Source organism: Stenotrophomonas sp. K-6 (assembly GCF_056861555.1).
In genome coordinates this window covers 295,479-309,133 of the sequence record NZ_JBSPUC010000001.1, presented here as the reverse complement: position 1 = coordinate 309,133, position 13,655 = coordinate 295,479, and the positions used below count along the sequence as shown (strand labels likewise).

Annotated in this window: 11 protein-coding genes; 4 read left to right on the top strand and 7 right to left on the bottom strand. The window is 66.3% G+C overall.

Annotated features, from left to right (window positions below; translation table 11 throughout):
* Nucleotides 1–6: 6 nt before the first annotated feature.
* The gene (locus tag AC13F7_RS01390) at nt 7–1,986 is read right to left on the bottom strand and encodes a hypothetical protein (RefSeq protein ID WP_482999007.1); all 1,980 of its coding nucleotides are present in this window, start codon (nt 1,984–1,986) and stop codon (nt 7–9) included.
* A gap of 516 nt (nt 1,987–2,502) precedes the next feature.
* Here AC13F7_RS01390 and AC13F7_RS01385 point away from each other — a divergent pair.
* On the top strand, nt 2,503–2,862 hold the full coding sequence (locus AC13F7_RS01385; protein ID WP_482999006.1) for a helix-turn-helix domain-containing protein: 360 nt from the start codon (nt 2,503–2,505) through the stop codon (nt 2,860–2,862).
* Between the two features lie 17 nt (nt 2,863–2,879).
* On the opposite strand, the gene ung is transcribed toward AC13F7_RS01385, so the two are convergent.
* The 5 genes from ung to rhlB all read right to left on the bottom strand — a co-directional run bounded on the left by ung (nt 2,880) and on the right by rhlB (nt 7,898).
* Nucleotides 2,880–3,599 carry a uracil-DNA glycosylase gene (ung, locus tag AC13F7_RS01380; RefSeq protein WP_482999005.1) on the bottom strand — a complete coding sequence of 240 codons (720 nt, stop codon included), beginning with the start codon at nt 3,597–3,599 and terminating at the stop codon, nt 2,880–2,882.
* Nucleotides 3,596–4,438 (bottom strand): response regulator, encoded by an 843-nt coding sequence (locus AC13F7_RS01375; RefSeq protein WP_481467161.1) that lies wholly within the window; start codon nt 4,436–4,438, stop codon nt 3,596–3,598. Before AC13F7_RS01375 ends, ung begins: the two co-directional genes overlap by 4 nt.
* A gap of 7 nt (nt 4,439–4,445) precedes the next feature.
* Nucleotides 4,446–5,396, bottom strand: a complete 951-nt coding sequence (gene ftsX / locus AC13F7_RS01370) for a permease-like cell division protein FtsX (RefSeq protein WP_284128704.1) — start codon at nt 5,394–5,396, stop codon at nt 4,446–4,448.
* Nucleotides 5,393–6,079: a cell division ATP-binding protein FtsE gene (gene ftsE / locus AC13F7_RS01365; RefSeq protein WP_481467157.1), complete on the bottom strand. Its 687-nt coding sequence runs from the start codon at nt 6,077–6,079 to the stop codon at nt 5,393–5,395. Before ftsE ends, ftsX begins: the two co-directional genes overlap by 4 nt.
* A gap of 103 nt (nt 6,080–6,182) precedes the next feature.
* Complete coding sequence (rhlB, locus tag AC13F7_RS01360; protein WP_482999004.1) at nt 6,183–7,898, bottom strand: ATP-dependent RNA helicase RhlB; 1,716 nt, start codon at nt 7,896–7,898, stop codon at nt 6,183–6,185.
* A gap of 559 nt (nt 7,899–8,457) precedes the next feature.
* On the opposite strand from rhlB, the gene trxA reads away from it, so the two are divergent.
* The 3 genes from trxA to AC13F7_RS01345 all read left to right on the top strand — a co-directional run bounded on the left by trxA (nt 8,458) and on the right by AC13F7_RS01345 (nt 12,653).
* Nucleotides 8,458–8,787: a thioredoxin TrxA gene (gene trxA, locus AC13F7_RS01355; protein WP_019183509.1), complete on the top strand. Its 330-nt coding sequence runs from the start codon at nt 8,458–8,460 to the stop codon at nt 8,785–8,787.
* A gap of 222 nt (nt 8,788–9,009) precedes the next feature.
* A complete protein-coding gene (gene rho / locus AC13F7_RS01350) occupies nt 9,010–10,794 on the top strand; it encodes a transcription termination factor Rho (RefSeq protein WP_482999003.1) in 1,785 nt (594 codons plus the stop codon).
* 272 nt (nt 10,795–11,066) lie between these two features.
* Nucleotides 11,067–12,653, top strand: coding sequence for a sensor domain-containing diguanylate cyclase (locus AC13F7_RS01345; protein WP_482999002.1), 1,587 nt, complete (start codon nt 11,067–11,069; stop codon nt 12,651–12,653).
* Nucleotides 12,654–12,699: 46 nt separating this feature from the next.
* On the opposite strand, the gene AC13F7_RS01340 is transcribed toward AC13F7_RS01345, so the two are convergent.
* Nucleotides 12,700–13,554: an energy transducer TonB gene (locus AC13F7_RS01340; protein WP_482999001.1), complete on the bottom strand. Its 855-nt coding sequence runs from the start codon at nt 13,552–13,554 to the stop codon at nt 12,700–12,702.
* Nucleotides 13,555–13,655: the final 101 nt, after the last annotated feature.

The following is a 13,655-nucleotide window of genomic DNA, read 5'->3' as shown; positions in this document are numbered from 1 at the left end:
CCGGCGCTAGTACGCGCCGGGACTGCTGCTGAAACTGACCGGTACGCTGATCGTGGCCTGCCCCCCATTGATGAGACTCACCCCGACATTCACGGCGTTGCCACCCACGGCACCGCCGCTCGCCGCAGCACAGGTGCTGCCACTGGTGGCACTGCAGGTCCAGGCGCCACGCAGCGTGGTGCCGTTGGGCAGGCTGTCGTTGACCACGGCGTTGGTCACGGCATCGGGACCGTCATTGCGAACCAGCAGCGTGTAGGTCGCGGTACCGCCTGGCGTGTAGCTGCCGCTGCCATCGGTCTTGGTGATGGACAGATCGGCCTGTCGTGTTCGATTGGTGATCCGGCAGACCAGGGTCACCGCCGTGGCGGTCAGCGCCGGCGCCTGCAGCGTGAAGCTGCCACCGGTGCCGGAGGACACCACGGTGTTGTTCTGGTCGGTGCACTGCCAGGTGCTGGCGTAGCGGGTGAGCGTGGTGCCGGCCGCGGCGGCTTCAGCCAGCGCGTAGCTGCCACCGGGCACGGTGATCACCGCCGCGGTGGCGCCGTTGTTGCCCACGTTGCTCGCCGAGCCGACGGTGCTGCCGTTGTAGGTGATGGACAGATTGAAGCGCCCGGTATCGCTGGTCGGTTGCAGGTCCTTGACCAGCTGCAGTGTCGCCGCGCACGCCTGGGTGATGCCTTCGACGGTGAAGACCGCCTGGCCGATGCGGATGCCGAGCAGCGCCAGCAGATTGTCGACCAGCCCGCCCAGCAGCGCGGTCAGCACGGGCGTGACCAGCGCATTGACCTGCGTGCGGATCGGAGTAAGCAGCGTGTTGACGATCCCGTTGACCAGGTCTGCTACCGGCAACGGCAAGGCGACGCCGCCCAGCAGCGTGACCGTAGGGTTGCCACTGGTGACCTGGATGCTGAGCGAATTGACCAGCGTGGACACCATGGTCGCCGCACTGACCGTACCGGCGCTCAACGTGCGTGTCTGTGGATAGGGCCCGGTGAAGCTGGCGCTCTGCAGCCCCGGCGTGGCCGTGGCGAAACTGCGGATGCTGACCGTCAGCGGGATGGTGATATCGGCAATCGGCGTGAGCAGACCCAGCACGTTGGCCGACACACGCACCCGCACGCTGAGCGAGGTCAACGTGGCGGCCGTCAGCGCGGTATCGGTGAGCACCGTGCTGCGGTTGAAGAACGTGGCGTCGCTGATCTGGCCGACATACAGGTTCACCAGGCCGGGGCGGGCCTGCAGGGTGACCGCGTTGCCCACCAGGTTGATGGCCGAGATCGTGCCTTCCGCGCGGGCGACATCGGCATACACCTGCAGGTGCAGCACATCAGCACTGACACTCGTGTTGGAGAGTGTGACACCCAGTAGATTGAGGCCACTGAGCGCCGCGCTGAGCGTGCCGATGTTCAATCCCTGCACCAGATCCAGATCCAGCTTGATGCGGATCGCCGCGCTGTGGAACGCCGCACCGACCGCGCCGCAGTTGTAGACGGGTGGCTCGATCACCTGCGCCCACAGGCGCACGTTGGCCACGCCGTTGAGCCCGAGCGCAGCGGTGTTCACCGTGATCGGCGTGGGCGTGGTGAGCACGTTGCGGAAGTTGTAGAGCTGCACGCTGCCGGTGAGCAGATCCAGCACGTTCAACCGCACGGTCGCCAGCGAACCGGTCGGCAGGGCGATCTGAAGGATGTCGGCCAGGCGGATGCTGCCGCTGGTGCCGGCCACTCCCAGCGGGAGCGCGTTAAGCACGTTGGCCGCCGCGGTCTGTCCGTCGGCCTGCAGCACCTGCACCATGGCCGCACGCAGCTGGCCCAGGGTGATGTTGGTGTTGAGCACCTGGCTGGGATCACTGACCACCACGCCGCCGTTGAGCTGGGTCAGCAGCGCGTTGAGATTGATGTTTGCGCCGGCCAGGTTGTTCCAGTCGGCCACCGAGAGATTCAGGGACGTGCCGGGCAGCAACGCGCCAAACAGCAGATTGAGCACCGGACTCTGGGCGGAATCGATCGAGGCCAGCCGCGGCCCGGCGCTGACGCACGCACCGGCAGTGCAGGCCGATTGGGCATTCGCTGAATAAATACCAGAAGTTAATGCGATGAGCGTCACAAATAACAGGGTTCGGGCCATCAAACTGAATCGCCCTAACGCCAACTTCACAACAGAAACTTTATCCATCCGCCATCCCCTGCGTCCTGGCGTAAGCGATCTGTCACGGGCCGATGGGTACCGGCCATGAGCGACAGGGCATCGGCCTGCTTCCGATGTTTTGGATATCCCGGCGCGTCATGGCCGGCTTGAGGGATTAAGTACGTCGACGGGTGGAAAGCGTCAAACCGGCCACATAAGATGCAGGGGGAAGTTTTACTGTCGGCTCGCGGTTTATCGGTGGAGCGCCTAGGGCGACAGTGGCGGCAAGTCATTCTGTACAGAGCACGAAAAGAATCACTGCCCGGTAAGTATCGATAACCATCCACCGTTCAAGGACCGAGAAAGGGGAAGGCCATGTTGGCGATGTCGGATCGAATTCGCGCAGCACGCACCAGTGCAGGGATGTCACAGACGCAGTTGGCCGTTCAAACCGGCGTCAAACGCAGTGCCGTGGCGCAATGGGAACGGCGCGGCGGCACGCACCCGAGTGTGTCGCACCTGGCACATGTCGCCATCAGTACGCGTGTCCGCTTCGAGTGGTTGGCCACTGGGCGCGGGATCTGCAAGGCCAACGGAGAAGAAGTCACCGTGAGCACGCCTGCGCAGGACTACGTGCGCGATGACCTGGAGGGTAACGTGCTGTCACTGCTGCGGCGCCTGCCTCCGCGTAAGCGGCAGGTCGCGCAATCCATCATCGAGATGCTGGTCGTGTAGGCCACGACCGGCACTCCTCAGGCCGACATATCCAGCGCGGCGCGCGGTGGCAGCGACCAGTCGATGCTGCCGTGGCCGCGGCGCTGCAGGTACTCGTTGGTCATCGAGAAATGCCGGCAGCCCAGGAAGCCACGATGCGCCGACAGCGGCGAGGGATGCGGCGCCTTGAGCACGCGATGCCGGCCGGTATCGATGACCTTGCCCTTCTGCTGGGCATAGCTGCCCCACAGCAGGAACACCAGGCCTTCGCGCCCGCGGTTGAGGGTATCCACCACGTGGTCGGTGAAGCCTTCCCAGCCGCGCCGCTGGTGCGCACCGGCGTTGCCCGCTTCCACGGTCAGCACCGCATTGAGCAACAGCACGCCGCGACGTGCCCACGGCTGCAGGCACCCATGATCCGGACGCGCAATGCCCAGATCGGCCTCGATCTCTTTGTAGATGTTCAGCAGCGACGGCGGCACCGGCACGCCCGGCATCACCGAGAAACTCAGGCCATGCGCCTGGCCGTAGCCGTGATACGGATCCTGGCCCAGGATGACGACCTTGACCTGGTCGAAGGGGGTGGCATCAAAGGCGGCGAAGATCTGCGGGCCCGGCGGAAACACCTGCGCACCGGCCGCTTTGCGCTGTCGCAGGAACGCAGAGAGTTCACGCATCTCCGGGCGCAGCAGGTAATCGCCGATCCGCGCCTTCCAGCTCGGTTCGAGCTGGATGCTGGGGACTACATCATCATTCATCGCAATACAGGTTTGTCGTTGAGGCGGGACAGGCGCAGCTGGAACAACACCTTGGTGATGAGCAGCCGCTCTTCGATCGGCTTCTGCACCAGATCATTGGCACCGGCCTGCAGCAGGCCGGATTGATTGTGCGGGTTGCCGTCACCGGTCATCACCAGCACCGGCAGGCGGCGCTTGCCGTAGCCGAAGTCCACCCGCACGCGCTGCACCACATCGCGGCCACTGAGCTCGCCCTTGAGCGTGACATCGGTAAGCACCAGATCGATGCGATGGCTGCTGCGGCCAAGCGACTCGGCAGTGAGCAGGGCGAAGGCGTCTTCAGCCGTCAGCACGTGCAACACGTTCAAGCCCTGCCGTTCGAGCATGCGCTTGGTCGCCTCGGCGACGACGCGACTGTCTTCGACATACAGGATCGTCGCGCCCGGAATCGTCTCCGGTTGCACGTAGCCGCGAATGAAGGTGGCCAGTGCTTCGTGGCCGAGCGCCTTGTCGAAATAATCGGTGACGTACTCGGTGAAGCGGCGCTGCTCCAGATGCTGCTGCGCATCGCCGGACACCACGATCACCGGCACGTAGGCCTGGCCCGCCGCGTCGCGCACGATGCGCGCCAGTGCCAGCCCGTCACCGTCGCTCAGGGTGAGCGAAGTGGTGACCAGGCTGACCGGACCGGCGTCCAGTGCCGCACGCGCCTCGGCGATGCTCGCGCAGCCCACCACCTCCACCGCCGGCAGTTCGCGTTGCAGCACATCGGCAATCAGCTTGCGGACCAGCTTGGAACCATCGACGACCATCACGCGCGGCGCGTCGTCGGCGAGGTGCTTGAGGACTTGCGGGCGCATGCGGGCCTCAGGTTTCGGTCGGACGGGTCTGGCGCAGGAAATGCCCTGTCACCAGCCAGGCGCCCAGCCAGCCCAGCACGACGGTGCCGAGCAGCACGAACGACGAATGCAGCAGATCCAGACCGTGCAGCACGAACGGGCTGCCGTAACTCTGCGAGAGCGCGGCCAGCGGCGGGCGCAACGCCAGCCCGGCCGCGCCGATCAGCGCCAGCGCGACGGCACCGGCACCCAGGCCGTACCACGCGCCCAGGTACAGGAACGGGCGGCGGATGAACCCATCGCTGGCCCCGAGCAGCTGCAGCACACCGATCTCATCGCGGCGGGCCTGGATGTCCAGCCGCACGGTATTGCCGACCACCAGCGCGGCCCCCAGGCCGAGCAGGACCGACAACACCTGCACCAGGCGCGTGCCGAATCCGAGCCAGCCATCCAGGCGCTTGCGCCACAGCGCATCGTGCTGCACCAGATCGGCCTGCGGCAGGCCTTCCAGCGACTGTGCCAGGCGCGTGTCATCAGCGCCCTCGCCCGGCGTCACGATCAGCAGGGTCGGCAGCGGGTTGTCATGCAGCGCATCGATCGCTTCGCCCAGCCCGGCGCTCTCGCGCAGCTCGGCCAAGCCCTGCTCGGGTGTCTGCACGGTGACGTTGGCCACATCGGCGCGGCCGCGCAGGGTCTCGGCGACCTGGCCGGCCGCATCGGCACCGGCATCGGTCTTGAGGAACAGGTTGATGTCGCGCGATTGCTGCACGCTGCCGGCGAAGTGCTTGAGGTTGTCCAGCGCGATCGACAGGCCCAGCGGCAGGGCCAGCGCCAGTGCCATGACCATCACGGTCAGCAGGGTCGCCCACGGCTTGCGCCACGCGCGGCCGAGGCTGAAGACCACGCTGTGGCCGTGGTGGTGCAGCCACACGCCCAGGCGCGATGGCGCGGCGGTTTCTTTGGTCACCGGGGTATTCATTCGGCCAGGTCCTGCGGCGAGATGTCATCGACCAGGCGGCCGTGGTCCAGGATCAGCACGCGCTTGCGCATGCGCCGCAGCAGGGGCAGATCGTGGCTGACCACCAGCACGCTGGTGCCGCGGTCGGGCAGCTCGGCGAACAAGGCCATGATTTCCGCTGCCAACGTCGGGTCGAGATTGCCGGTCGGCTCATCGGCGACCAGCAGCTTGGGCTCGCCGACAATCGCACGGGCAATGCCAACGCGCTGCTGCTCACCGGCCGACAGCTGCGAAGGCAGGGCTTTTTCGCGATGGCCCAGGCCCATGCGTTCGAGCACCGAGCGCACGCGCTTGCCGATCTCGTTGCGGCGGGTGCCGCGCAGGATCAACGGCAGCGCGACGTTCTCGGCGATGCTGCGGTCCATCAGCAGGCGGTGGTCCTGGTAGACCGCACCGACTTCGCGTCGATGCCGCGGAATGCTGCCGCCGCGCACCTTCAACAGATTGCGCTCATCGAAGATCACCGCGCCGCGGCTGGGCCGCTCGTCCAGATGGATCAACTTGAGCAGGGTGCTCTTGCCCGCACCGGAATGGCCGGTGACGAACAGCATTTCTCCGGGGGCGACATCGAAGCTGACGTCCACCAGTGCCTGGTGGCCGCCGGCATATTGTTTGCTGACATTGTCAAAACGCAGGACGCTCATCCCCTGATTATGCAGGACGAGGGTGGCGCGTAGGTAACGGCAGCCTGATGGGGGCTGATCGGTAGAGCCGGCCAGCGGCCGGCACTACCTCATCCGCCAGGTCTTACGAACCGGACAGCATCCGGCGGATCTTGCGGCCCAGGCGGGTCAGGAACGACGCGCCCGGATCGGCGGTCGGCGTACCGCGCATCGGCTTGGCCGTCACCTGCACCGGGGTCACCGGGCCGGTGGCTGCCGCGCCTTCGGCACCTTCGACCGGGCGGCCGTGGCGACGACGACGACGCTTGCGCGGCGCGCGCTCACCTTCCACGGCCGGGCTGCCGTCGGCAGACGGGGCGGCGGTCGGGGCGAGCTGCGGCTTGGCCACGGCATCGGCGGCGGCAGCCACCGGCTGCTCGCCTTCCACGCGCGGCTTGCGTTCGCGGCGCGGTTTGCCATCGGCACTGCGCTCACCCGGTGCACGGCGTTCGCCGCGGCCACCGGCCGGCTTGCCGCCACGGCTGCTGCTGCCACCGCCACGGCGCTGTTCTTCGGCCGCACGCGCTTCACGTGCTTCGCGGAAGATCTGGCCGACGCTCTCGTTCTCGTCGCCCTCGGCATCACCCTCGCCTTCCGGCGACGGCGCACGCGGCGCGCGCGGAATCGGGGTCAGGATTTCGCTGGTGACCGGCTCGACTGGAATCTTCTGCTCGATGTAGGCCTCGATGTCCGGCAGGCCCATCGCGTAGCGCTCGCACGCGAAGCTGATCGCATCGCCTTCTTCGCCCAGGCGCGCGGTACGGCCGATACGGTGCACGTAATCTTCCGCATCGAACGGCAGATCGTAGTTGTAGACGTACTTGATACCGTCGATGTGCAGGCCGCGGGCGGCGACATCGGTGGCCACCAGGATTTCCAGCTGGCCCTTCTGGAAGCGGTTGAGCAGGCTCTCACGCTTCTTCTGCGGCACATCGCCGGACAACACGCCGACGCGGTAACCGGCCTTTTCCAGCGAACGCGCCACGCGTTCGACAAACACCTTGGTGTTGACGAACACCATGGTGCGGGCGCCTTCGCTGCGCGAGAGCAGGCCCAGCAGCAGCGGGATCTTCTCTTCGTCGGCCGGGAAGTAGATGCGCTGGCGCACGCGGGCGGCGGTGATCGATTCGCTTTCCACCACCAGCTTCTGCGGCTCGTTCATGTGCTCGTAGGCCAGCTCCAGCACGCGATGGCTGAGCGTGGCGCTGAACAGCAGCGTCTGGCGCGTGGTGCGCTCGGGCATGCGGCGCAGCAGGAAACGGATGTCCTTGATGAAGCCCAGATCGAACATGCGGTCGGCTTCGTCGAGCACGCAGATTTCGCAGGCGTGCAGCGAGACCACCTTGTGCTGCTTGACGTAGTCGATCAGGCGGCCCGGGGTGGCGATGATCACGTCCACGCCCTGCTGCAGGATTTCGCGCTGCTTGTCGTAGTCCACGCCACCGTAGACCAGCGCGAAGCGCAGGCCAAGGTCGGAGCCGAACTTCACAGCGTCCTTGTGGATCTGGATGGCCAGCTCACGGGTCGGGGCCAGGATCAGCGCGCGCGGGTCTTCCGGCTTGCGGTCGGCCAGCGCCGGACGGGTCAGCAGGCGGTTGACCACGGCGACCAGGAAGGCCAGGGTCTTGCCGGTACCCGTCTGGGCCTGGCCGGCGACGTCGCCGCCGGGCAGCGCGACCGGCAGGGTCAGCGCCTGGATGGGCGTGCAGCGGGTGAATCCGGCTCCTTCAAGGCCGGCCTGCAGGGCCGGGTGCAGCTCGAAGGAGGAGAAGGTCAAATCGGTCAGCGGTTTGTCGCTCATGAGTCCGTCTTGGTAAGGCCAGCCGGCAGAGGTGCGGGTGGCTTGCATCATCTTGGGGGGCACCGTCGCAAACGGCCCCTGCGCCGGGATTGGCGGGGCCGGACTCGGGTCCAGGGCGCCGCGCAATGCCCCAGTTTAGCGCAATGTCGGCCCCAAACCGGGACCGGTGGTCGCACCACCCTCTGAGAATTCCCGGCATCAGGGCCTCTGGGTGGCCCTGCCGGCGTCGGCTTGGCCCCTGGACCCCGCGTTCACCGGCCCTGCCGCCGGTTGAACAGCCGCGTCCGTTGGACTGGAACCCAAGTCGGTGGTGCCACATATCTGACGTGACCGCCCCGCTTGGACAGGGGGACGATCACGGGATGCTTCTTTCCAACCAGCGTCTGTCCGGTCACGGCGATAGCGGTACACTTCGCCCCGTGAGCGTCCAGGCATCCGCCGAACGCACCGCTGGCCGTTCGCGGCCACGAGGCACCAGACGAGGGTGACGCCCGGTTGGCGTTGCCCAGGTTCAACTTCCTCCGGCCCTGCCGGGTGCATTACCAGACGAGAAACCAAGATGAGCGACAAGGTTGTACATGTCGGCGACGCCGACTTTGATAGCGCAGTGCTGAATTCCAAGGAACCGGTGCTGGTCGATTTCTGGGCCGAATGGTGTGGTCCCTGCAAGATGATCGCCCCGGCACTGGACGAGCTGGCCGACGCCTACAACGGCCGCGCCAAGATCGCCAAGGTCAACGTGGACCAGAACCGCGCCCTGGCCGCCAAGTACCACGTGCGTTCGATCCCGATGCTGCTGGTGTTCAAGGACGGCGAAGTCCAGGCGCAGCAGATCGGTGCCGTCGGCAAGGCCCAGCTGGCCGGCATGCTCGACAAGGCCCTGGCCTGATCGCAGCAGGCAGCCGGCCGCGTCCGGCTGCCACGCGGGCCCGTCGCCCGCATGAATGACCCTGCCCCACCCGGCTTGCGCGCCGCCGCGAGCCGGTGTTAGTGTCGGCATATCCGGCCGCATTCGCGCGCCGCATCTTCTGGACGTCGTTTCCTTCCAGATCCTTTCCCAACGTTCGCCGCCCTGCCGGGCGCTCGCACCTTCTAGCGAGGAATCCAGCACTTGTCCGATATCACTACTTCCGAACCCGGGAGCGCCGACGCGCCCGCCGAGAAGCGCGTGCGCAAGCCGCGCGTCGCCAAGGCCGCCGCCAACACCGCTGCCGACGCAGGTTCTCCCCCCTCACAACCCGCTCTGCCTCTGGCTGCCGCGTCTGACGCGCCGGCGCCGGCTGCTGCTCCTTCGGCAGCCCCGCAGGCATCGGCACCGGCAACTTCTGCCGGTGGCGACGCATCGCCCTCGCAGGGCGGTGGTCAGCAGGACACCGGCGACGGTGGCCAGCGCAACCAGAATGGCCGTCACCAGAACCAGCAGGGCGGGCAGAACCCGTACCAGCAGGGTCAGGGTCAGAACCAAGGCCAAGGCCAGGGTCAGGGCCAAGGCAACCGCCGCGACCGTTTCCGCAATCGCCGTGACCGCAACCGCGGTGGCGATCGCTACAACGATGACGGCATGCCGCAGGACAACGGTGAACAGCAGCCGTTCGTGCGCAGCCAGCAGGCCAACGTGCCCGAAGGCTTCCCGGTCTATTCGCTGAGTGACCTCAAGCGCATGCCGGCACAGAAGCTGCTGGAAATCGCCGAGCAGCTGCAGATCTCCGAAGGCGTGGCCCGTGCCCGCAAGCAGGACGTGATCTTCGCCCTGCTTAAGGTGCTGACCCGTCATGGCGACGGCGTTGCCGCCGACGGCGTGCTGGAAATCCTGCCGGACGGCTTTGGCTTCCTGCGCGCGGCCGAAGCCAGCTACCTGGCCGGCCCGGACGATACCTACATTTCGCCCAGCCAGATCCGCCGCTTCAACCTGCGTACGGGCGATCATCTGTCCGGCCGCATCCGCTTCCCGAAGGACGGCGAGCGCTACTTCGCGCTGTCGATCGTGGACACCATCAATGGTGAGCCGCTGGAAGCGTCCAAGAACAAGGTGCTGTTCGAGAACCTGACCCCGCTGTTCCCGCGCAAGCGCTTCACCCTGGAACGCGGCAACGGTTCGTCCGAAGACATCACCGGCCGCATCCTCGATCTGATGGCACCGCAGGGCAAGGGTCAGCGTTCGCTGATCGTCTCCCAGCCCAAGGCCGGCAAGACGATGATGATGCAGCAGGTGGCCACCGCGATCACCACCAATCATCCGGACGTGCACCTGATCGTGCTGCTGATCGATGAGCGCCCGGAAGAAGTGACGGAAATGCAGCGCACCGTGCGCGGCGAAGTCATCAGCTCCACCTTCGACGAGCCGGCCGCCCGTCACGTGCAGGTCGCCGAAATGGTGATCGAGCGTGCCAAGCGCCTGGTCGAGCACAAGAAGGACGTGGTGATCCTGCTCGACTCGATCACCCGCTTGGCACGTGCCTACAACAACGTCGTGCCGAGCTCCGGCAAGGTGCTGACCGGTGGTGTGGATGCCAACGCCCTGCACCGCCCGAAGCGCTTCTTCGGCGCTGCGCGTAACGTGGAGGAAGGCGGCAGCCTGACCATCATCGCTACCGCACTGGTCGATACCGGCAGCAAGATGGACGAGGTGATCTACGAAGAGTTCAAGGGCACCGGCAACAGCGAAGTGCACCTGAGCCGTCGCATCTCTGAAAAGCGCGTGTTCCCGGCGATCGACATCAACCGCTCCGGTACCCGCCGCGAAGATCTGCTGATCGAACCGGAACTGCTGCAGAAGATCTGGATCCTGCGCAAGCTGCTGCATCCGATGGATGAAATGGCTGCGATGGAGTTCCTGCTCGACAAGATGAAGAACACCAAGTCCAACGACGAGTTCTTCGGTTCGATGAAGCGCTGACCGGCGCGTCCTCCGGACAGGAAAAGGCCCCGCATTGCGGGGCCTTTTTTGTATCGCCGCGCCGGTCGGGCGTCGCTGGCTTGACCCTTGCAGGGCAGAATCCGCAATAATCCCCCTGAGAGACTTGTAGACCGCCCGGGGGCGGGGTCGACGGGTGACCTGCGCAGGACGCGCAGCGGTTCAGTCCGATGTCGTGCGCTCCTGACCGCTTCGCTGCTGCCGTTCCATCCGCATGTCCGGTTGGCGCTGCGCCCTGCCCGCCCGTGAACCCCATGCGCCCGTTGTCCGCCCGCCTCAACCTCGGCACGCTGATTCTTGCCCTGGCCCTGCTCAGCGCCCTGATAGCGCTGGCCAATACACTGCATGCCAGCTACCGCGTGCAGCGCGAACAGTTGATCGGCAGCACGCTGGAAGCCAACCGCGTGTACGCCAGCAAGCTCGCCGAATCGACCCAGAACTTCGTGCTCTCGGCCCAGCAGCAGGTGGCCTACAGCGCCACCCTGCTTGGCCAGCGCCGCCATGACCGCACGCAATTGGAAGCCGAAGCCGCACGCCTGCAGTTGCAGACCAACAGCTTCAATTCCGTGCTGATCGTCGATGCCGGCGGCACCGTGCTGGCCACCTCACCGCAGAGCCTGGCGCTGCAGGGCGTGCTGCTCAAGAGTGCCGGCAACCGCGATGCCCTGGCGCGCCGCGTGCCGTTCATCAGCGATCCCTATCAATCGGCGACCGGCCGGCTGCTGATCGCGATCTCGCATCCGATCTTCAACCCGCAGGGCGAGTATCAAGGCTACGTCAGCGGGACCATCTACCTGCGCCAGCGCAGCATCCTGCAGTCGCTGCTGGGCAAGCATTACTACCGGGATGGTTCGTACCTGTACGTGGTCGACCGCCATGGCCGCATCCTGTACCACATCGAACAGGACCGGGTCGGTCAGTTCGCCCTGGAGAACCCGGCCGTGCAGGCGGTCACTCAAGGGCATTCGGGCGCGCAACAGGTGCTCAACAGCCACGGCGTGCGCATGCTGGCCGGCTACGCGCCGGTGCCAAGTGTGGGCTGGGGCGTGGTGGCCCAGCGCCCGACGACGGCCACCCTGGCTCCGCTGTCCACGCTGATGTCCTCGGTGATCTGGAATGCCATTCCATTGGGCATCCTGTCACTGCTGATCACCTGGTGGTTCGCGCGACGCATCTCGCTGCCGCTATGGCAACTTGCCCGCAACGTGCAGAACCGCGACACCGGCATCGCGATCCGCCACGTCACCGGCATCCGCGCGTGGTACTACGAAGTCGCCCAGCTCAAGACCGCCCTGCTCTACAGCTTCAATCTGCTGCAGGACCGCATCGGCAAGCTCAACCGGGCCAGCATGACCGACCCGCTCACCGGCCTGCAGAACCGGCGGGGCCTGCAGCAAGGGCTGGAAGACTGGCAGGCCCGTGGCCAGCCGTTCGGGATCATCGCGCTGGATATCGACCGCTTCAAGACCATCAACGACCGCTTCGGTCACGCCGTTGGCGATGCCGTGATCCTGCGCATCGCGCAGTTGATGCGCAGTGGCTCGCGCGATACCGATCTGCTCTGCCGCAATGGCGGCGAGGAGTTCCTGATGCTGCTGCCGGGCGTCGATGTCGCCAATGCGGCCCAGGTGGCCGAGCGCCTGCGGGTGCAGGTCGCTGCCGAAGTGTTCGAGCAGGTTGGCACCGTCACTGTTTCGCTGGGTGTGGCGCACTACCCGACCTACCACGACGATCCGCAGCAGGCGCTGCGGCTGGCCGACAAGGCGCTGTACATGGCCAAGGAACAGGGCCGCAACCGCACGGTGGTCTACCCGCAACCGGACAGTACCGGCATCGGGTAAGCAGCGCATCGCGGGCGCAGCACGCCCGCGATGTCCGGCGGTGCGTTCAGCCGCTGAGGGGCGTGAGCAGGCGCGGTGCGTTGGGATCGTCGGCCAGGGTCGCCGTGCCATCCGTCAGCAGATCCGGCGAGAACCCGGCGCTGTCGGCGCCGGTCACCCACGGAATCCGGCTGCGCGGACCGGGGATGTAAGCGCGCCAGTGCCCCAGATCATCGGCAGGCGTCTGGTTGATGGCGAAGGTCACCGGCACACGCAGCGTGCGGTAAGGCTGACCAAGGGCGGCATCGCCGGCGCTCTGCGGGAAGCGCCACTTGCGTGCGGCCTCCAGCGACGCCTTGGCCAGGCCACTGCGGAACGCCTCCATCTGGCGCGGCGTGCCAGCGCTGCGCAGGTTGACCTGCTCGGCGATCCGGTCGATCACCCGGCCCTCTTCGTCGACCTTCAGCGCCAGATACACCGTGCCCTGCCCGCCATTGCGGAATACCTCTGCAGGATACCGTGGCGGCAACGTCCGCCCCCGGATGTCTGCTGCACGTTCGGCATCACTCTTGGCGGGCTCGAAGTGCGCGCTGACCAGCCGCACGTTGAATGTCTCGTTGGCCCCTGGCCGCGCTACCACGCGCACGGTCATCCGCGTGTCCATCGACACCGGCACGCCGTCACGCACACTCGGCTCGAACTGCCACTGCTGCACCGTGTTGCGCACCAGCGCGGCTACGGCATCGGGAAGCGCGTCCTGCTTGTCGATCTCCAGCGCGGTGATGCGGCCGTCGCCACCAATGGCCAGCGTGCCCTCCACGCGCATCCCCATCTCCACCGGCACGTCCGCCGATGGCTTGGCGGCATGAGCAGGGGCTGCTGCCAGCAGCAATGCCGCCGCAATTGTTTTGATGATATCCATCGTGTGTTTCTCCTCATGCGATCCATCGTCATCGTTGTCGACAGAATAGTGCACAATGAAGACGTGCCCTACTTAGTCGACACATGGTTGGCAGCCTCACC

Excerpts from the sequence above, each read along its gene's own strand:
- AC13F7_RS01385 (WP_482999006.1), top strand. The coding sequence starts at position 2,503 with ATGTTGGCGATGTCGGATCGAATTCGCGCAGCACGCACCAGTGCAGGG.
- ung (WP_482999005.1), bottom strand. The coding sequence starts at position 3,599 with ATGAATGATGATGTAGTCCCCAGCATCCAGCTCGAACCGAGCTGGAAG.
- AC13F7_RS01375 (WP_481467161.1), bottom strand. The coding sequence starts at position 4,438 with ATGCGCCCGCAAGTCCTCAAGCACCTCGCCGACGACGCGCCGCGCGTG.
- ftsX (WP_284128704.1), bottom strand. The coding sequence starts at position 5,396 with ATGAATACCCCGGTGACCAAAGAAACCGCCGCGCCATCGCGCCTGGGC.
- ftsE (WP_481467157.1), bottom strand. The coding sequence starts at position 6,079 with ATGAGCGTCCTGCGTTTTGACAATGTCAGCAAACAATATGCCGGCGGC.
- rhlB (WP_482999004.1), bottom strand. The coding sequence starts at position 7,898 with ATGAGCGACAAACCGCTGACCGATTTGACCTTCTCCTCCTTCGAGCTG.
- trxA (WP_019183509.1), top strand. The coding sequence starts at position 8,458 with ATGAGCGACAAGGTTGTACATGTCGGCGACGCCGACTTTGATAGCGCA.
- AC13F7_RS01345 (WP_482999002.1), top strand. The coding sequence starts at position 11,067 with ATGCGCCCGTTGTCCGCCCGCCTCAACCTCGGCACGCTGATTCTTGCC.
- AC13F7_RS01340 (WP_482999001.1), bottom strand. The coding sequence starts at position 13,554 with ATGGATATCATCAAAACAATTGCGGCGGCATTGCTGCTGGCAGCAGCC.